Source organism: Kitasatospora sp. NPDC048194 (genome assembly GCF_043202455.1).
In the GTDB taxonomy this organism is placed as follows: domain Bacteria; phylum Actinomycetota; class Actinomycetes; order Streptomycetales; family Streptomycetaceae; genus Kitasatospora.
On the sequence record NZ_JBIDAK010000011.1, the window covers coordinates 206278 to 223782 of the forward strand.

The 17505-nt window shown below is 73.9% G+C and carries 17 protein-coding genes and 1 tRNA gene; 5 read left to right on the forward strand and 13 right to left on the reverse strand.

Going from position 1 to position 17505, the window contains the following annotated elements; genetic code table 11:
- Positions 1–64 precede the first annotated feature (64 nt).
- The 5 genes from ACGF07_RS16590 to ACGF07_RS16610 all read right to left on the reverse strand — a co-directional run bounded on the left by ACGF07_RS16590 (position 65) and on the right by ACGF07_RS16610 (position 4422).
- A complete protein-coding gene (locus ACGF07_RS16590; protein WP_392899281.1) occupies positions 65–901 on the reverse strand; it encodes a carbohydrate-binding protein in 837 nt (278 codons plus the stop codon).
- Positions 902–1075: 174 nt separating this feature from the next.
- A complete protein-coding gene (locus ACGF07_RS16595; protein ID WP_350747595.1) occupies positions 1076–2002 on the reverse strand; it encodes an AraC family transcriptional regulator in 927 nt (308 codons plus the stop codon).
- 91 nt (positions 2003–2093) lie between these two features.
- Positions 2094–2966 (reverse strand): SCO1664 family protein, encoded by an 873-nt coding sequence (locus ACGF07_RS16600; protein ID WP_392899285.1) that lies wholly within the window; start codon positions 2964–2966, stop codon positions 2094–2096.
- Positions 2936–3502, reverse strand: a complete 567-nt coding sequence (locus ACGF07_RS16605; RefSeq protein ID WP_350747598.1) for a DUF3090 domain-containing protein — start codon at positions 3500–3502, stop codon at positions 2936–2938. Before ACGF07_RS16605 ends, ACGF07_RS16600 begins: the two co-directional genes overlap by 31 nt.
- 218 nt (positions 3503–3720) lie before the next feature.
- Positions 3721–4422, reverse strand: a complete 702-nt coding sequence (locus ACGF07_RS16610) for a histidine phosphatase family protein (protein ID WP_350747601.1) — start codon at positions 4420–4422, stop codon at positions 3721–3723.
- A gap of 232 nt (positions 4423–4654) precedes the next feature.
- Here ACGF07_RS16610 and ACGF07_RS16615 point away from each other — a divergent pair, with 232 nt between their 5' ends.
- The gene (locus tag ACGF07_RS16615) at positions 4655–5635 is read left to right on the forward strand and encodes a magnesium and cobalt transport protein CorA (RefSeq protein ID WP_392899289.1); all 981 of its coding nucleotides are present in this window, start codon (positions 4655–4657) and stop codon (positions 5633–5635) included.
- A gap of 94 nt (positions 5636–5729) precedes the next feature.
- Here ACGF07_RS16615 and ACGF07_RS16620 read toward each other — a convergent pair whose 3' ends face one another.
- Entirely contained in the window at positions 5730–6776 is a 1047-nt protein-coding gene (locus ACGF07_RS16620; protein ID WP_350747607.1) for an LLM class F420-dependent oxidoreductase, read from the reverse strand.
- Between the two features lie 239 nt (positions 6777–7015).
- On the opposite strand from ACGF07_RS16620, the gene ACGF07_RS16625 reads away from it, so the two are divergent.
- Together ACGF07_RS16625 and ACGF07_RS16630 are read left to right on the forward strand one after the other, a co-directional pair.
- Complete coding sequence (locus tag ACGF07_RS16625) at positions 7016–7993, forward strand: aldo/keto reductase (protein WP_350747610.1); 978 nt, start codon at positions 7016–7018, stop codon at positions 7991–7993.
- A gap of 70 nt (positions 7994–8063) precedes the next feature.
- Positions 8064–10319 carry a helix-hairpin-helix domain-containing protein gene (locus tag ACGF07_RS16630; protein ID WP_392899293.1) on the forward strand — a complete coding sequence of 752 codons (2256 nt, stop codon included), beginning with the start codon at positions 8064–8066 and terminating at the stop codon, positions 10317–10319.
- A gap of 76 nt (positions 10320–10395) precedes the next feature.
- Here ACGF07_RS16630 and ACGF07_RS16635 read toward each other — a convergent pair whose 3' ends face one another.
- Positions 10396–10995 (reverse strand): hypothetical protein, encoded by a 600-nt coding sequence (locus tag ACGF07_RS16635; RefSeq protein ID WP_350750378.1) that lies wholly within the window; start codon positions 10993–10995, stop codon positions 10396–10398.
- 363 nt (positions 10996–11358) lie between these two features.
- Between ACGF07_RS16635 and ACGF07_RS16640 the strand changes: the two genes are divergently transcribed.
- A complete protein-coding gene (locus ACGF07_RS16640; protein ID WP_033350848.1) occupies positions 11359–11568 on the forward strand; it encodes a DUF5703 family protein in 210 nt (69 codons plus the stop codon).
- 127 nt (positions 11569–11695) lie between these two features.
- Here the strand turns inward: ACGF07_RS16640 and ACGF07_RS16645 are convergent, their stop codons facing one another.
- From ACGF07_RS16645 to ACGF07_RS16655, 3 genes are all read right to left on the reverse strand, one after another.
- Positions 11696–12535, reverse strand: coding sequence for a chaplin family protein (locus ACGF07_RS16645; protein ID WP_392899295.1), 840 nt, complete (start codon positions 12533–12535; stop codon positions 11696–11698).
- 373 nt (positions 12536–12908) lie between these two features.
- Complete coding sequence (locus ACGF07_RS16650) at positions 12909–13151, reverse strand: chaplin (protein ID WP_392899297.1); 243 nt, start codon at positions 13149–13151, stop codon at positions 12909–12911.
- Positions 13152–13443: 292 nt separating this feature from the next.
- Positions 13444–14775, reverse strand: coding sequence for a M20/M25/M40 family metallo-hydrolase (locus ACGF07_RS16655; RefSeq protein ID WP_350749992.1), 1332 nt, complete (start codon positions 14773–14775; stop codon positions 13444–13446).
- Positions 14776–15066: 291 nt separating this feature from the next.
- On the opposite strand from ACGF07_RS16655, the gene ACGF07_RS16660 reads away from it, so the two are divergent.
- A tRNA-Leu gene (locus ACGF07_RS16660) sits at positions 15067–15154 on the forward strand.
- A gap of 145 nt (positions 15155–15299) precedes the next feature.
- Here ACGF07_RS16660 and ACGF07_RS16665 read toward each other — a convergent pair.
- The 3 genes from ACGF07_RS16665 to ACGF07_RS16675 all read right to left on the reverse strand — a co-directional run.
- On the reverse strand, positions 15300–15569 hold the full coding sequence (locus tag ACGF07_RS16665; protein WP_350749989.1) for a hypothetical protein: 270 nt from the start codon (positions 15567–15569) through the stop codon (positions 15300–15302).
- 373 nt (positions 15570–15942) lie between these two features.
- Positions 15943–16632: a TetR family transcriptional regulator gene (locus ACGF07_RS16670; RefSeq protein ID WP_392899326.1), complete on the reverse strand. Its 690-nt coding sequence runs from the start codon at positions 16630–16632 to the stop codon at positions 15943–15945.
- Between the two features lie 162 nt (positions 16633–16794).
- On the reverse strand, positions 16795–17505 hold a 711-nt coding region (locus ACGF07_RS16675; protein WP_392899302.1), incomplete at its 5' end, for an acyl-CoA dehydrogenase family protein.

A 17505-nucleotide genomic window follows, 5' to 3' on the forward strand; every position in this document is an offset into this window, starting at 1 on the left:
TGAGCGCCCGGTCGGCCCTGCCGCCGACCGGGCGCCCGGCTCCTCGGGGGCGCGGGCGGAGCCGCTACGACCGCTGCCAGAGGGCCGGCACGTTCGGCGGCTCCCAGCCCACCATGGCGGTGTGCGCCTGGAGGCAGACGTAGGAGGCGCCGGAGTAGGTGACGCGGTCGCCCGCGCGGTACGCCGCGCCCGGGGTCCAGCCGCCGCCCGGCGGCGTGGTGGGGCCACCGGTCGGAGTGGTGGTCGGGGTCGGCGTGGGCGTGGGCGTGCCCGGGCTCTGCGGCACGTCCAGCACGAAGTCGTAACTCGCCTCGCGGACCGGACCGTTCTGTCGGACGGTCATCAGCAGCCGGGCGTCGAAGATGCCGTCGGTGCCGTTGCGCGGCTCGCCCGGGAAGTAGAGCTGGGTGGTCAGGACGGGGCGGCCCGGCGCCTGGAGCTTGACGTGCAGGTGCCGGGTGCGGCCCGGGTAGAGGCCCGGGACGACGGTGTCCAGCCGGTACGCGCCGCCGGCGTCGGTGAACTGGTGGCCGCGGAAGGTGTAGCCGGCGTTGTCGTAGGCGCCGCTGTCGTCGGCCTGCCAGAAGTCCAGCAGCACGCCGGGGACGGGCCGGCAGGCGCGCCCGAAGACGTATCCGCTGACGGTCAGCCGGGTGCCGGGGCCGTCGCCGACCATCGAGGTGCGCAGCGGGGAGTCGGGTTTGAAGTACGGCCCCTCGATCTGCTCGACGGTGGGGTCGTCGCCGTCGTGGCACTCGGGGGTGAGGCCGGGGGCCCGGCCGTTGCCGGCCTGCTCGCGGGCCAGCGCGGCGCCGCTGCCGATCAGCAGGGGCGCGGCCCCGAGCGCGGCGGCGGCCTTCAGGACGGTCTTGCGGCTGATCATGCCGTCGGGCATGGGCATGAGCCGTCTCCTTCCCGTGGAGTCGGGCGTGCGGTGGGTGGCGGGAGCGTGGGGGTCTGCGGGAGCGGGGTGGCGGAAGCGGGGGCGGCCCTTGCCATGGTGGGGGCATGACAAGGGCCTGACCGGCCGCCCGCCCGCGCGCGCCGGACCGGCCGCCGGTGGCCACCAGCAACGCTACGGACCGTCCGGCGCGACCGCGATGGACATGATCCGGGGATCGTGGTGATTTCCGTCGACGCGGGCCCGGAACTCCCCCGGCGTCATGCCGGTCTCCCGGCGGAAGAAGCGGCAGAAGTACGCCGGATCCGCGAAACCCGCGTCCTGGGCGACCTGCCGGATGGTCAGGTCCGTGCAGGCCAGCAGCCGCTTGGCCTCCAGGGTCTGCTGGTGCCGGATCAGCCCGCCCGGGGTCCGGCCGGTGGCCTGCTTGACCAGGGTCTGCAAGTGCCCCGGGGAGACGCCGAGTTCCTGGGCGATGGAGGCCACCGAGTGCCGCACCCCGCCCGGCCGGGCGATCAGCCTCGCGAAGGCCGCCGCCAGTTCGGCCGGACGGCCGGGCGGGGCGGGGCGGCCGGCCGGCGCCGAGGCGCGCAGCGCCCGGACCAGCAGGATGTGCAGGCTCGCCCGCAGCACGCCCTGGTAGCCGGGCGCCCTGGTCAGGTACTCCTGCTCCATGTCGGCGAGCAACGCGCCGATCGCACCGGCCTGTTCACCGAGGCCGAGGGCCGGACGGGCGGCCAGGGCGCGCAGTGCGGCCAGGTCCTGCGGGTGGCCGAGCAGGAAGTCCTCGTTGAACAGGACGACCCGGCCGGTGAGTTCCTCGGCGTCCGCCCAGTGGTGCACCTGGCCCGGCGTGATCACGCACAACTGGGGCGGCGCCAGCGGCCGGTGGTCCAGGTCCAGGACGTGGGCGCCGCGCCCGCCGGTGACCTGGACGATCTCGTAGAAGGAGTGGCGGTGGGGGAAGTTGGCACGGGAGAGCGGGCCGATCGCGTCGAAGCCGCCGATGGCGAAGGGGAGCAGGTGGGGCAGCGGGACCTGCAGTCGGTGCAACGGCAGGTCCGGTGCGGTTCGGGTGGTGGGTGTCCGTCGCACGTCCATCGGAGCAGTGTGCGACCTGTTCCGGTAACAGGTCCAGACCATCCGTCGGCGCCCGCCGCTCTCCCCCGCCGTACGGCCCGGCGCGCCGCCGCTACACCGGCGGCCAGGGGATCGCGGGCCAGTCCCGGGAGGGCAGCGGATGGGTGCCGGAGCCGCGCAGCGCGGCGACCCGGGCCCGGGTGGCGTCCAGCTCGGCGGCGGTCAGGTGCGGGGCCAGGCGCTCGGCCAGCTCGCCGTCCAGCTGCTCGGCCAGCCGGGCCAGCACCTCCAGCGCCTCGCCGGGCAGCGGATCGCCCGCCCAGCCCCAGAGCAGGGTGCGCAGCTTGTCCTCGGTGTTGAACGTGACGCCGTGGTCGATGCCGTAGAGCCGGCCGTCGGCGGCGGGGATCAGATGGCCGCCCTTGCGGTCGGCGTTGTTGAGCACCGCGTCCAGCACGGCCAGCCGGCGCAGCCGCCGGTCGTCGTGGTGCACCAGCAGCGCCGGTCGGCCGCCCTCCACCTCGGCGTGCACGACTGGCAGCCAGCCCTCCTCCGGACCGTCCGGGTCCTGGAGCGCCAGCAGCGGCTCGGCCTGCGGATCCGGCTCGACCCACAGCTGCACCATGCCCGGCCCGTGCGGCCCCTCCCGCAGCACCGTGGGCGGGATCAGCGCCCAGCCTGTCGCGGCGGACAGCTCGTACGCGGCGACCTCCCGGCCGGCCAGCGTGCCGTCCGGGAAGTCCCAGAGCGGGCGCTCGCCGGCCACCGGCTTGTAGACGGCCTGCGCGCTCAACGAGCCGTGCGCGACCGTGCAGTACAGCGCGGCGTTGGAGGCCTCGGTCAGGCGGCCGTGCACGGTCAGTTCGCCCTGGCGCAGCAGGGCCAGGGCGGTGGGCACGTCCGCGGCGAGGGCGGCGGCGACCGCCGGGTCGGCCTGCGGCGGGGTCTCGGTGTTCAGCGCCGGTAGCCGTTCGCGCGCGGGCACAGGTGGCCCTCCGGATCCAGCGGCAGGTTGCAGAACGGGCAGGGCTTGCGGCCGGCCGCGACCAGGTCCAGCGCGCGCTTGGCGAACACCCTGGCCATCGCGCCGGTCAGCCGCACCCGCAGCATGTCCGGGCCGTTCTCGTCGTCCCGGAAGACCGCCTCCTCGCCCTCGTCCTCCTCGTCCTCGACCAGGGCCTGCGCCTCGACCACCAGGCAGCCGTCCACGCTGTCCCAGGCCAGGGCCATGGTGCCGACCCGGAACTCCTGCTCCAGCGGCAGGTCCAGCGGGGCGGTGTCGAGCAGGTCCTTGGGCGCGGTGGCCGGGATGGAGGCGTCGCCGCCGCTGCGCCGCAGCGCCTCGTCGAGGACCTCCTCGATCCGCTCGGCGAGCGCGGCGACCTGGGTCTTCTCCAGCAGCACGCTGGTGACCCGGCCCCGGGCACTGGCCTGCAGGTAGAACGCCCGGGCGCCGGGCTGGCCGACGGTGCCGGCCACGAACCGTTCGGGCTGGTCGTAGAAGAAGACCTGACGGGGCACGCTCTCGCTCCGGATCGTGTCGGTTCGGTGCGGATCCGCCGTGGGGGATCGCGGGTTGTCGGACGGATGGATCACTCTCCAGTCACCCTACGACCTCCGGGCACCGACCGGGGAGCCGAGCGGGAGGCCGGCCGGCGACCGGGGACGGGGTGGCACCGGCGGTTCCGGGTGGTGCCGCCGCTGGTGGGGCGCCGCGCGGCCGCCGCGGGGAGAGCCGCTCAGGCGGTGCCGCCGACCACCGCGTCCCCGGCCGGGGTGGCCGGGCCGGCCGGATCGGCGTGGGGCTTGGGGGCCAGCGAGGAGAGGTCGCCGGTGTCACCCATTCTCAGCACGAAGGGGCGCTTGGGGGTGTACCGGATCGCGGTGACCGAGCAGGGCTCGACGCTGATCCGCTGGAAGTGGTCCAGGTGCAGGCCGAGCGCGTCGGCCACCACCGCCTTGATCACGTCCCCGTGCGAGCAGGCGACCCAGACCGCGTCCTCGCCGTGCTCGGCGGCGATCTTGGCGTTCCACTCGCGGACCGCGCTGACCGTCCGGTGGCTCAGCTCGCGCAGCGACTCGCCGCCGGGGAAGGCCGCCGCGGCGGCGTGGTCCTGCACGGTGCGCCAGAGCGGCTCCTTGGCGAGCTCGGCCAGCGGGCGGCCGGTCCACTCGCCGTAGTGGCACTCCCCGAGCCGCTCGTCCTCGGCCGGCGGAGCCAGCTCGGGCCGGACGGCGACCAGCGGTTCCAGGGTCTGCCGGCAGCGCTCCAACGGGCTGCTGACGGCCTGCGCCAGCGGGATCGCGGCCAGCCGCCCGGCCAGCGCGGCGGCCTGGGCGCGGCCGGTGTCGTCCAGGTCCACGCCGGGGGTCCAACCGGCCAGGATCCCGGCGGTGTTCGCGGTCGAGCGGCCGTGGCGGACGAGCAGCAGGGTGGGCATGGGGCTCAGCCTACGGCCTCCGGGCGCCGTCGTGGGGCGGGGTCCGCGCCTCGGCCCCGGCGGCGGGCCGCCCCGGCCCGGTGCCGACCGGGCGCCGCGGCGCCGTACGGACGGGGTGCGCGGCGCCGTACGGACGGGGTGCGCGGCGCCGTACGGACGGGGTGCGCCGCCCCGGGCGGGCCGGGCGTCGCGGCGCTGTGTCGACCGGGCACTTCGGGGAACAATGGCACGCATGATCGTCCACTGCGCCGCATATCAGGACGGCCACCGGATCGGGGTCTCCGAGGACCCGAACGACGCGCTCACCGCCGCCCGCGCGGCCGGCCCGGGCGCCTTCGTCTGGATAGGCCTCTTCGAGCCGACCGTCGAGGAACTCGACCGGGTCGGCAGGGAGTTCGCGCTGCACCCGCTGGCCGTCGAGGACGCCGTCAGCGCCCACCAGCGCCCCAAGGTGGAGGCCTACCAGGGCTCGCTGTTCGTCGCCCTGAAGACCCTCGGCTACCACCCCGGCGCGCACGCCGTCACCAGCGGCGAGGTGATGGTCTTCCTCGGCCCGGACTTCGTGATGACCGTGCGGCACGGCGAGGACACCCCGCTCAGCGGGCTGCGGGCCCGGCTGGAGCAGCAGCCCGAGCTGCTGCGGTACGGGCCCAGCTCAGTGCTGCACTCGGTGTGCGACGCCGTGGTGGACGGCTACGTCGAGGTGGCCACCGCCCTGCAGGCCGACCTGGACGAACTGGAGGCGGACGTCTTCGCCGCCGGCCGGGTCGGCCGGGACGTCGCCGGGCGGATCTACGGCTGCAAGCGCCAGGTGATGGCCGTGCGCCGCGCCGCCGCCCCGCTGATGGAGCCGATGCTGCGCCTGGAGCGCGGCGCCCCGTTCGTCCAGCCGGAGACGGCGCCCTACCTGCGGGACGTCGCCGACCACCTGGCCCGGGTGAACGACCAGGTGGAGGGCATGGACCGGCTGCTGACCGACATCCTCAACGCCAACCTGGCGCAGGTGAGCGTGCAGCAGAACAACGACATGCGCAAGATCTCGGCCTGGGCGGCGCTGGCCGCCGTACCGACCATGATCGCGGGCATCTACGGGATGAACTTCGACCACATGCCCGAGCTGCACCAGCGGTGGGGCTACCCGGCGGTGCTGGCGCTGATGGCCGTGGTCTGCGTGGTGCTGCACCGGGTGTTCAAGCGGCACGACTGGCTGTGAGGCCGGGCGTGCGCCCCGGAACCGCCGGTGCCGCCTCGTACCGGCGGGTTCCCTCCCGCGCCGCCCGGTGTGCCGCTCGAACGCCCGGACCCGGTCAGGCCAGGCCGGCCCGCTCCAGCGCCTCGACGCCGGTGCGCAGCGCCCGGACCCGCTCGTCCAGGGTCAGACCGGACGGGGCCAGGGTGAGCGTGGTGACGCCCGCGTCCGCGTAGGCCTGCATCCGGTCGGCGATCCGGGCGGTGTCGCCGACCAGCGAGGTGGCGTCGATCAGGTCGTGCGGGACGGCGGCCGCGGCGCCCGCGTAGTCCTTGGCCAGGTACCTCTCCTGGATCTCGTCGGCCTCGCGCTCGTAGCCCATCCGCCGGGCGAGCTGGTTGTAGAAGTTCTTCTCCTTGCTGCCCATGCCGCCGATGTAGAGCGCGGCGTAGGAGCGCTGGGAGTCGACGCCGGCCTTGATGTCCTCGCCGACGGCGATGGTGACGGTGGGGCAGAGGTCGAAGCCCTCGAGCGTCCGGCCGGCCTTGGCGCGCCCGGCCCGCAGCGGGTCCAGGGAGAGCGCGGCGTGCTCGGGGGCGAAGAAGATGCCGAGCCAGCCGTCGGCGATCTCGCCGGTCTGCTCCAGGTTCTTCGGGCCGATCGCGGCGATGTACAGCGGGATGTGCTCGCGCACCGGGTGCACGGTGAGCTTGATCGGCTTGCCCGGGCCGCCCGGCAGCGGCAGGGTCCAGTGCGCGCCCTCGTGCACCAGGCGCTCGCGGGACATCGCCTTGCGGATGATCTCCACGTACTCGCGGGTGCGGGCCAGCGGCTTGTCGAACTTCACGCCGTACCAGCCCTCGGAGACCTGCGGGCCGGAGACGCCGAGGCCGAGGCGGAACCGGCCGCCGGAGAGGGTGTCCAGGGTCGCGGCGGTCATCGCGGTCATGGCGGGGGTGCGGGCCGGGATCTGGAAGATGGCGGAGCCGACGTCGATCCGCTCGGTCCTCGCGGCGACGAAGCTCAGCACCGTCGCGGCGTCCGAGCCGTACGCCTCCGCGGCCCAGCAGACCGAGTAGCCGAGCCGGTCCGCCTCCTGGGCCACCGCGATGTTGTCGGCGTCCATGCCGAGTCCCCAGTAGCCGAGGTTGATGCCGAGTCGCATGTGCCGAACCTTCCAGTCGGGGGCCTTGGTGGCGAGCGTAGCCGCGTACGCGCGGGACGGGCTACCGACGGGTAGGGGTGGGCTGGGTCACACCGTCGGCGTTGATCGTTCTGCGGGTCTGCGCCCCTGCCCGCGACCCGGCCGCTACGCTCAGCCGACGTGGGTAGTCCGCACCCCACCTGCGCGTTTGAAGGGCTTCGGGGGCTCCCGGGGCCATTGGCCAGTGGAGGGCCCGTCCGATGGAAATGCGTCGCCTCGGCCGTACCGGCCTGCAGGTCTCCCGCCTCGGTCTCGGCACCATGACGTGGGGCCGGGACACCGACGAGCACGAGGCCGCCGAGCAGCTCAAGGAGTTCGTCGACGCCGGCGGCAACCTGATCGACACCGCCGACGTGTACGCGGACGGCGGCGCCGAGTACCTGATCTCCCGCCTCACCGAGGGCCTCGTCCCCCGCTCCGAACTCGTCATCGCCACCAAGGCGGGCAGCGTCCCCGAGGCCGCCCGGCGCTTCGACGGCTCGCGCGGCCACCTGCTCGCCGCCCTCGACGCCTCGTTGCAGCGGCTCGGCACCGACCACGTCGACCTGTGGCAGGTGCACGCCTTCGACCCGATGACCCCGGTCGAGGAGACGCTCAGCGCCCTCGACATCGCCGTCTCCTCCGGCCGCGCCCGGTACGCCGGGGTCTGCGACTTCAGCGGCTGGCAGCTCGCCAAGGCCGCCACCTGGCAGCGCGCCCACGACCGGATGCCGCTGGCCGGGGCGCAGCTGGAGTACTCGCTGCTGCAGCGCGGCATCGAGCGGGAGGCGCTGCCCGCGGCGCTGGACGCCGGGATCGGGATCCTCGCCGGGTCCCCGCTCGGCCGCGGGGTGCTCACCGGCAAGTACCGCCACGGCGTCCCCCAGGACTCGCGCGGCGCCTCGACGTACCTGTCCGGGTTCGTCCAGCCCTACCTCGGGGAGCGCTCGCGGCGGATCGTGGACGCCGTCGCCACCGCCGCCGACGGGCTGGCCAGCAGCCCGCTCGCGGTCGCGCTGGCCTGGGTCAGGGACCGGCCCGGGGTGGCGAGCGCGCTGGTCGGGGCACGGACGGTGGCACAGCTGCAGGCGGCGCTGTCGGTGGAGGCGCTTACGCTTCCGGATGAGATCCGCGGCGCGCTGGACGACATCTCGTCGCCGGTGCACCGCTACCCCGACCAGGGGTGGACCGAGCTCTGACGGCCGGTCCGGGCCGTGGTCCGGGTTGTCGGCAGAACGTGCAGTGGAGTGACCTTTGGAGCGGACGACGATGAGTGACACGGGGAACGGCGCTCCGGAGGAGACGGCGGCCTCACCGGCCGACAAGGCCGCGGCGATCGCGGAGCTGGCGGAGCGGATCCGCAGCATCGGGCCGCAGGGCGGTGGGCCGGCAGGGTCGGGGCCCGGCGCCTCCGGGCCCGGTGGCCCGGGGGGCTCGCCGGTGTCGGGCTCGGCCGGGGCCCCGGAGGCTCCCGGCGCGCAGGTAGCGGGCGGACCGGGCGGGTCGGGAGCGCCGGGCGGGTCGGGGGTGCCCGGCGAGGGCGCGCCGGCCACGGCCGCCGCCACTGCGGCTGCCGGGGAGCCCGACGGCCCGCGCGGCGACGCGCTCCAGGAAGCCGCCCGGGTGCTGACCGCCGGCGGCGCCCCGGCCGACCTGGCGCCCGCCGCCGTGGCCGAGTTCGGCGAGGACGCGGCCGAACGGCTGCGCGCCGACCCGTGGGCGGTGCTGGGCCTGCCCGGCGTCCGCCCCGAGCACGCGGACGGCTTCGCCCGTGAGCTGCTCGGCCCCGGGGCCCGGCCCGACGACCCGCGCCGCGCCCAGGCGCTGGTGCTGTGGCTGCTGGAGCAGGCAGCCCTGCGCGGGCACTCGGCGCTCGAGCTGGCCGAGGTGACGGCCGGGCTGGAGCGGCTGCGGATGCCGGAGGCGGCCGCCGCGATCCAGGCCGCCGTCGAGGACGGGCGGGTGCTGCCCTTCCAGGAGGAGCTGAGCGGGCCGGAGGCGCAGGCCGCGGGCGGCGAGGACGACGAGCCGCCGACCCGGACGCTGCTCGCGCTGGAGCGGCTGGCGATGGCGGAGGACAGCCTCGCCGAGGGGCTGCTGCAGCTCATGGCCACCTTCGTGCCGGGCGAGGACGCCGAAGACACCCACGACGTGGCGGACGACCAGGACGGCGAGGCCGCCGAGGACGTCGAGGGTGCGGACACCGGACACGGCGAGGCCGCCGAGGCCGCCGAGGCCGCCGAGCCGGCGGAGGCGGGCGGGGATGCCGCCGAGGCCGCCGAGCCGGCTGCGGAGGAGGCGCCCGACCACGCCGACCACGTGCCCGCCGACCCCGGCCCCGCCGCCTGGGCGGCCGCCGCCGAGGCCGCGCCGTCCGCCTCCGCGACCGCGCTGATCCAGGCCGTCGCCGACGCGGCCCTGGTGCTGCACACCGGCGGCGAGGCCGCCCGCGCCGAACCCGCCGCGCTGCTCGCCGCCGCCCGGAGCCTCGGGCTGCGGGCCTGGGCCGCCACCTGGACCGACCAGGGCCGGGAGTCCTTCGCCGCGCTCGCCGGGGCTCAGGCCCGGCCCCAGGTCGCCACCCTCGCCGAGCTGCTGGCCGGGACGGCCGGCCCCGGCCGCTCCCCCGACGGCTCGCTCGCCCTGGACCTCCTGGTCGTGCTGGACGCCCCGCTGCTGGACGTCGAACTGGCCGCCACCCTGGTGGAGTCGCTCGCGGACGGCACCCGGCTGGTGCTCAGCGGCGACCCGGGCCAGCTCTGGTCGGCCGGCCCCGGCCGGTTCTTCGCCGACCTGCTGGCCGCCAAGGTCTGCCCGGCGGTCGCCTCCCGCACCCCGGACTTCGGCCCGATCGGCGAGTTGGTCTCCGGCGTCGGCATCGGCGAGTTGCAGCCGGTCGAGGCGCCGGACAAGGAGGTGGTCATCCTGACCGCCAAGGACGGCGGCGAGGCCGTCCACCGCGCCGTCCAACTGCTCACCGACTCGATCCCGCGGGCGCTCGGCATCCCCGCCGAGCAGGTCGTGCTGCTGACCCCGGGCCACGGCGGTCCGGCCGGTACGCGGGCGCTGAACGCCGCCGCCAAGGCCCGGCTGAACCCCGGCCCCGGGCGGTTCGGCGGTTTCGACCCGGGTGACCGGGTGGTGGAGTCCCCGGCGCCCGGGATCACCCGCCCGGCCCGGGTGCTGGACGGCGACGCCACCGGTCTCCACCTGGAGTATCCGGACGGCTCCCGCCGGACCGTCCCGCCCGCGGAGGCCGGGCGGCTGCGGCACGGCTGGGCGCTGACGGTCCACCAGGCACTCGGCCGCCGCTGGCCCGGGGTCGTGGTGGTGCTCCCCGAGGACGCCGGGCCGACGCTCACCCGGCAGTGGGTCTACACCGCCTTCGGGCGCGGCGAGCGGCACCTGTCGGTGGTGCACGCGGCGGGCCCGGCGCTCGTCCAGGCCGTCGCCGAGCGCCCGGCGCAGCCGCGCACCACCCGGCTGCGGGCGCTCCTCGCGGAGAACGCGGCCTCGGCGTACTGACCGGGCGGGTTCCCCGGGCGACGGAAGGGCGGGCCCGGAACGACCGGGCCCGCCCTTCCGTCGCCTGCGGGGCGCGTCAGTCGTCGAGGTCCTCGTCGTCGTAGACCTCGCTCACGTCGAACCGGCAGATCAGCAGCCGAGGATCGGCGTGTTCGAAGGGCTCCGGCAGCCACTCGCCCGGCTCGGTCGGTTCGGCGGCCGCGACCCAGAGCGTGGAGTCCGCCTCCTCCAGGCCGAACTCCTCGCTGCGGGCGGCGATCTCGTCCGGCTCGTACTCGCCGAACAGCACGCCGATCGCGGCGTTCACCCCGCCCACCCCGCCGGGAGTGAGCGAATCGTCGAGCCGCTCGGCCTGGGCACGCAGTCGCTTGGGGTCGGCCACGTGGTAGTCGCGGCGGATCAGCACGCTGATCGCCTCGGGCTGTTCCGGGCCGTGGTAGCCGCCCGGGCCCTCGTCCCCGGGGATCTCGAAGGGGGTGACCTCGTCGTAGACCTCGTACAGGAGCTGGTCGTAGGCGATGGCCGCCGTCGCGAGCTGCTCGTAGGCGGCGGAGACGGCGGGATCATCCGCTGCGTTCGGGCTTGACACCGCTTCCAGATGACGGTCGATGGCGGCCTTGACCGCCTCAGCGGCGGCGCGTACCTCGGCAATGGTGGGCTGCGCGGCATCAGACATGGTGCAGACGCTATCTCCCCGCGGTGCCGGTACGCACAGCGGTTGTCGTCTACACCCGCGATTTCACCGCAACTTCCGCCTCGATGTCCGATCTCGCCCGTTCTGTCCCCTCACGGGACCGGCGCGGAAGGGGCGCGGAGGGCGCGCGAGCGGCCCGACGGGGCCGTCCGGGTGCGGCTTCTCGCGCCGGTATCCGGGTATCCCCTCCCCACGGACAACAGAACTGATGGACTGTCAGGTGAGCACCCCGGTAGCGAGCCGCCGAACCGCCGCTTCCGCACGGGAGGTCGGCCGGAAATACCCGGGCCGAGTGTCCGGGGCACGCCGTAGGCTTGCCCGCAGATGATTCCCAGGAGGAGCGTTTTGACCCCACCGAAGCCGGTCCGGCAGCCGGAGTACGAGTACCAGTCGCTTCGCATGCCGCGCGGCACCACGCGCAACGCGGCACGCCAACTACTCACCGAGCACGCCGAGTACGGGCACTGGGAGCTCGACCGGCTGAGGTTGTTCCCCGACGGCAGCCGGACGGTCCGGCTGAAGCGGCGGATCATCCGGCAGGTCCGGAGCTGGTGACGGAAGGCCCCCGGCCGCGCGGGCCGGGGGAACGTGCGCGACCGGGCGGCGTGCCCGTGAGCGCCCCGCGGGAGGGACTGCCACGGGCACGCCGCCCGGTCGGCGGCGGCGCTGAGCGCTCTGCCGCTCAGCGGGCGCCGGCGCGGGCGCGGCGGTAGAGCACGCCGCCGCCGATCAGCAGCGCGAGCCCGGCGGCGCCGTACACCTCGGCGCCGCCGGCGCCGGTGGAGGCCAGCTGGTTGCTCGCGGCGGCCTGCGCGACGGGGGTGACCGGAGTGCTGGTCCGTGCGGCGGCCTGGGTGACGCCGCCCGTCGCCGGGGCGGTGACGGGGGTGCTGCCGGTGGACGAACCGCCGTTGCGCCCGCCACCCTGGCCGGACTCACCGCTGCCGGCCGGCGGGGTGGCGGGGGTGTGGTCCTCGGGGCAGTCGTCGGTCGGCTTCGGCGCGGGCTGGGCCCCGTTGCCGCAGGAGTTGCCGAAGGCCGGGTTCGCGGCACCCACCACGTTCACCGAGTTGCCGCAGGCGTTGACCGGGACGTGCACCGGGGCCTGGACGCTGTTGCCGGAGATCACGCCGGGCGAGCCCACCGCGCCACCGCTGGCGGAAGCACCCGAGGCGGTGGGCCCCCGGTGCGCGTCGGTGGACGGCCCGTCGATGTGGGAGCCACCGGAGTGGGAGCCGCCGGCACCGGCGCCACCAGTGCCCGCGCCACCGGGCTGGGAGACGTGCACGGGCGGCGGGGCCGCGTGGCGACTGGTACTGGCATTGGCACAGCGGTTGCCGAAGGCGGGGTTCAGTACGCCGATCACATCGACCGTGTTGCCGCAGGCATTGATCGGTACCTCGACGGGCACCTGGACCGAGTTGCCCGAGGCGACGCCCGGCGAGCCCGCCGCACCTCCCTGCGCCTCGGCGCCCGCATAGGCGTAGCCGGCGGTCGAGGCCAGCACACTGCCGGTGGCCACGGCAGTGAGGATCCCCTTCTTGGCTACATTCCTCATGTTTTCCCCTGACGTTTTCGAGACGACATGGCGACCTTGACGTGAACCTTATGAAAGTCGGAATTTCTGTATAGCCGGAAATCACCCAAGGTCTTCGACTGCACAGGAGTTAACGAGAAGCCAACGGCGAGGTTGAGCCAAACGAACCCGCTTCACCCGATCGAGCGATGATGGCCCTCGAGCGTTGCCGATCCACCGGCGGCGGAGCCCCCGGATCCGGTAGGCGAAGCCCCCGACAGAAACCCCTGACACGCGACGGCCCCCGGTGCGGCGCGTCCGCCGCCCGGGGGCCGTGGTGGGAATCGGCTCAACGGGCCTCAGCAGCCCGGAGGTCGACTCAGAAGTTGGCGCAGTGGTTGCCGAACGCCGGGTTCAGCACGCCGATCACGCTGACGGTGTTGCCGCACACGTTCACCGGGATGTGGACCGGAACCTGGACCTGGTTGCCAGAGACGACGCCCGGGGAGCCCGCGGCCACACCGTCGGCAGCGGCGCCGCCGTGAGCGGACGCGACACCGGCGGCGGCGAGCACCAGGCCACCGGTGGCGGCGGCGACGGCGGCGATCTTCTTGACCTTCATCATTCCTCCTGTACGGACAACGCAACCCGTTCGGCGGGCTGCACAGGGATGAACGACGCTGCGGCAAACGGGGTACGGAACAGATTTCCCATTCACTCTCAACGGTGAGGGTTCGCACAGACAATCGGCACGCAACCGCATAGCTGAATCGTTTCTGTTGATCTCCAGAAACCCATCCCACAATCATGCGCTCGGACAATGCGGTCGGCCCGCCCCCGAGGCTTCGGGAGCGGGCCGACCGAGTCGCGTGATCAGCTGCGCACGACCGGGCTCGCGGCCGGCAGGCGCGCGGTCAGCAGGCGTCGATGAAGCGGTCCAGCACGCGGACGCCGAACTTCAGCCCGTCCACCGGCACCCGCTCGTCCACGCCGTGGAACATCCCGGCGAAGTCCAGCTCGGGCGGCAGCTGCAGCGGTGCGAAGCCGAAGCAGCGGATGCCGAGGTCCTGGAAGGACTTGGCGTCCGTACCGCCCGACAGGCAGTACGGCACCGCCCGGGCGATCGGGTCCTCGGCGCGCAGCGCCGTCTGCATCGCCTCGACCAGCGCGCCGTCGAAGCCGGTCTCGATCGCCCGGTCCGAGTGCAGGCTCTCCCGCTTCACCCGCGGACCGAGCACGCTGTCCAGCTCGGCCAGGAACTCCTCCTCGTAGCCGGGCAGGAAGCGCCCGTCCACGTGTGCGGTGGCCTGACCGGGGATCACGTTCACCTTGTAGCCCGCGCCGAGCATGGTCGGCTGGGCGGTGTTGCGCAGCGTGGTGCCGATCATCTTGGCGATGCCGCCGAGGACGCGCAGCGTCTCGTCCATGTTCTCCGGGTCGAGCTCGACCCCGAGCGCGTCGGACAGCTCGTCCAGGAAGGCCCGGACGGTCTTGGTGATCCGCAGCGGGAAGGTGTGCCGGCCGAGCCGGGCGACCGCCTCGCACAGCTCGGTGATCGCGTTGTCGTCGTTCTCCATCGAGCCGTGGCCGGCCCGGCCCTCGACCGTCAGGCGCATCCAGTGCATGCCCTTCTCGGCCGTCTCCACCAGGTAGAGCCGCACCTGGTCGTTGACCGTGAAGGAGAAGCCGCCGACCTCGCCGATGCCCTCGGTCACGCCCTCGAACAGCTCCGGGTGCCGGTCCACCAGGAAGCGGGCTCCGTAGGTGCCGCCCGCCTCCTCGTCGGCCAGGAAGGCCAGCACGATGTCGCGCGGGGGCTTGCGGCCGGTGCGCAGCCGGTCGCGGATGACCGCGAGGGTCATCGCGTCCATGTCCTTCATGTCGACCGCACCGCGGCCCCAGACGCAGCCGTCCGCGATCTCGCCGCCGAAGGGGTCGTACGTCCAGTCCGCCGCGTTCGCGGGCACCACGTCGGTGTGGCCGTGGATCAGCAGGCCCGGGCGGGACCGGTCCTCGCCCTCGATGCGGACGACGGTGGAGGCCCGGCCCTTGGCCGACTCGAAGATCTGCGGCTCGACCCCGAACTCCGCGAGCTGCTCGGCCACGTACTCGGCCGCCTTGCGCTCCCCCGGGCCCGAACCGTCCCCGTAGTTGCTGGTGTCGATCCGGATCAGATCGCGACAGATCCCGGCGACCTCCGACTCAGCCGTCACCTTCGGCGCCGTCGACTCGCTCCGCTCGCTCACGGTCACTCCTCGTCTTGGGCCCGCACCGACGCACCAGCGCGCCACCCCCAGGACCTGCACCCGGGCCGTACGAGCACGTCCGCCCATCCTCTCCCAGCCCCCCATCGCGATCCACCCCCCGCACGGCCCCGAAACCCCCTGGTCACGCCGCCGCCACAGACCGCCCCTTGCCCCCGCCGCCCACCGCGCTCCCGGGGCCGGAGCCGTTTTGGGAGCTCAAGCCGATCTTTGCTACAGTTACACCTGTCAGCGCGACGGACGAGAGATCGGAAGCCGCGAGGACGACACCCGGTCCGGGTGGCGGAATGGCAGACGCGCTAGCTTGAGGTGCTAGTGCCCTTTATCGGGCGTGGGGGTTCAAGTCCCCCCTCGGACACCAGCAGAAGGGCCCCTGATCATCAGGGGCCCTTCGCGTTTCATCAGGAGGGGGTAGCCGCCGGGCGGCGGGGCCCTCCTTCTCGGTAACGGTGGGCTCGGGGAGCCACCTCCGGGGCGGTGTCACGCCCTCGGCAGTACGGGCAAGGTCAGCCGTTGTTCCAGGAGGCGCCCGAACCCGCGAAGGAGCCGGAGACGCCGTTGTCGTCCGCCCAGAGCCAGAAGTCGGCGTGCGAGATGCCGTCCGAGCCGACGTGGGACTCGGCGCCCGCGACGCCGGCGCCGTTCTGGTTCGCGACGAACTGGCCCTTGCCCCAGTCCGCGTCCAAGCCTTCCTGGGCCGAGGCCAGGCCGGCACAGCCGATCACGAGCGGGGCGGTGAGGGCACTGACGGCCAGGACACGCTTGAGAGCACGCATGAGATTCTCCTCCACGGAGTTCGGTGTCGAGGTGGCGGCGCCGGTCGGCCCCGCCGCGATTCAGACAGCCACGCTCCGCAACGCCTCGCAACCGGCGGCACGCCCGGAGCGGCCTCACGTTCCGTCAGAATCGCCGCGACCACCAGCAGAAACGCGGATCGGATGATCGTCGCCAGGATCAGTCGGCCGGAGCACGCCCGGGACACCCGGGTGCCCGGACCGGTCCGCGCCGGTCGCTCGGAGCCGTCCGGCCCGACGCCGTCGTGACGCCCGCCGACGTCATTCGAACGGGCCGATACAAGGATCGGTCGCATGGGAACTGTTGTGGGGCGCTCCGCTCCACCGCCACGGACCGGCCCGTCGGCGGGGAGCGTCAGCCCCGGCGGGTGTCCTCGCCCAGGGCGCTCTCGATGCCCTGGACCATCCGCCACAGCGGGGCACGGCGGCTGGCCACCAGGACCACCACGTCGTCGGCCGGGCCCTCGCCGTCCGGGGCGGTCTCCGCGGGGCGGTCGCTCCAGGTGCTGGTGACGAAGGCCATCGCCGCGTCCACCTCGGCGACCCAGTCGCTCTCGCCGCCCGAGCGCAGCCAGGTGCGCAGGGCGTGGTTGTGCGCGGCGACCACCGCTGCGGCGATCACGTCGGCGCGCAGCGGGCCGTCCGGGCGGTCGGCGAAGCGGCTCCGCAGGTAGGCGGCGAGGGTGTGCTCGTAGCGCCAGACCACCGAGAGCTCGTACGCCCGCAGACCGGGCACCTTGCGGGTGAGGCGGTAGCGCTGGACGGAGAAGGAGGGCTGCTCGGCGTACATCCGCAGGACCAGGCGGGCGGCGTCGCAGGCGTGCTTGACCGGGTCCTCCTCGCCGGTGCCGGAGTCCAGGAACTCGGTCATCTCGGCGAGGCTGCGCTCGTGGTCGGGGAAGACCACGTCCTCCTTGGCCGGGAAGTAGCGGAAGAAGGAGCGTCGGCCGACACCCGCGAGGGCGACGATGTCGTCGACCGTCGTCTGCTCGAAGCCGCGTTCCAGGAAGAGCTCGAAGGCCGCGGCCACCAGCGCCTCGCGCATCGCCGGCTTCGAGGGCCCGTCGTTCAGGGGCACGTCCTGCTCTTCCTTCTCACTCATTCTCCGGAACTTAGCATCGGGGCGGCGGGGCGGCCCCGACGGCCGGATGCCGGCCGGGATCCGGGCTGGATCCGGGCGACTCGGCCGTCGGAGCCGGTGGCGCCGTTACGGGAGGTTGCGGGCCATCACGATGCGCTGGACCTGGTTGGTGCCCTCGTAGATCTGGGTGATCTTCGCGTCCCGCATCATCCGCTCCACCGGGTAGTCCCGCGTGTAGCCGTACCCACCCAGCAACTGCACCGCGTCCGTGGTCACCTCCATCGCCACGTCCGACGCGAAACACTTCGCCGCCGCACCGAAGAACGTCAGATCCGCATCCCCGCGCTGCGACTTCGCCGCCGCCACGTACGTCATCTGCCGCGCGGCCTCCAGCTTCATCGCCATGTCCGCCAGCATGAACTGCACACCCTGGAACTCCGCGATCGCCTTCCCGAACTGCCGGCGCTCGCGCACATAACCCTTCGCGTAGTCCAACGCCCCCTGCGCGATCCCCACCGCCTGCGCCGCGATCGTCACCCGCGTGTGGTCCAACGTCCGCATCGCCGTCTGGAACCCCGTCCCCTCCGCACCGATCATCCGGTCCGCCGGAATCCGCACGTTGTCGAAGTACACCTCACGCGTCGGCGACCCCTTGATCCCCAGCTTCTTCTCCGGCGCACCGAACGACACCCCCTCGTCGCCCTTCTCCACCACGAACGCCGAGATCCCCTTCGACCGCATCGAAGGATCCGTCACCGCCATCACCGTGTAGAACTCCGACACCCCCGCGTTGGTGATCCACCGCTTCACACCGTTCAGCACCCAGAAGTCACCGTC

What these genes read in the sequence shown, in the direction of transcription:
- ACGF07_RS16590 (WP_392899281.1), bottom strand. Translation starts at nt 901, where the DNA reads ATGCCCATGCCCGACGGCATGATCAGCCGCAAGACCGTCCTGAAGGCC.
- ACGF07_RS16670 (WP_392899326.1), bottom strand. Translation starts at nt 16,632, where the DNA reads ATGCGCGAGGCGCTGGTGGCCGCGGCCTTCGAGCTCTTCCTGGAACGC.
- ACGF07_RS16610 (WP_350747601.1), bottom strand. Translation starts at nt 4,422, where the DNA reads ATGCCCACCCTGCTGCTCGTCCGCCACGGCCGCTCGACCGCGAACACC.
- ACGF07_RS16650 (WP_392899297.1), bottom strand. Translation starts at nt 13,151, where the DNA reads ATGAAGGTCAAGAAGATCGCCGCCGTCGCCGCCGCCACCGGTGGCCTG.
- ACGF07_RS16620 (WP_350747607.1), bottom strand. Translation starts at nt 6,776, where the DNA reads ATGCGACTCGGCATCAACCTCGGCTACTGGGGACTCGGCATGGACGCC.
- ACGF07_RS16595 (WP_350747595.1), bottom strand. Translation starts at nt 2,002, where the DNA reads ATGGACGTGCGACGGACACCCACCACCCGAACCGCACCGGACCTGCCG.
- ACGF07_RS16635 (WP_350750378.1), bottom strand. Translation starts at nt 10,995, where the DNA reads ATGTCTGATGCCGCGCAGCCCACCATTGCCGAGGTACGCGCCGCCGCT.
- ACGF07_RS16615 (WP_392899289.1), top strand. Translation starts at nt 4,655, where the DNA reads ATGATCGTCCACTGCGCCGCATATCAGGACGGCCACCGGATCGGGGTC.
- ACGF07_RS16625 (WP_350747610.1), top strand. Translation starts at nt 7,016, where the DNA reads ATGGAAATGCGTCGCCTCGGCCGTACCGGCCTGCAGGTCTCCCGCCTC.
- ACGF07_RS16665 (WP_350749989.1), bottom strand. Translation starts at nt 15,569, where the DNA reads ATGCGTGCTCTCAAGCGTGTCCTGGCCGTCAGTGCCCTCACCGCCCCG.
- ACGF07_RS16630 (WP_392899293.1), top strand. Translation starts at nt 8,064, where the DNA reads ATGAGTGACACGGGGAACGGCGCTCCGGAGGAGACGGCGGCCTCACCG.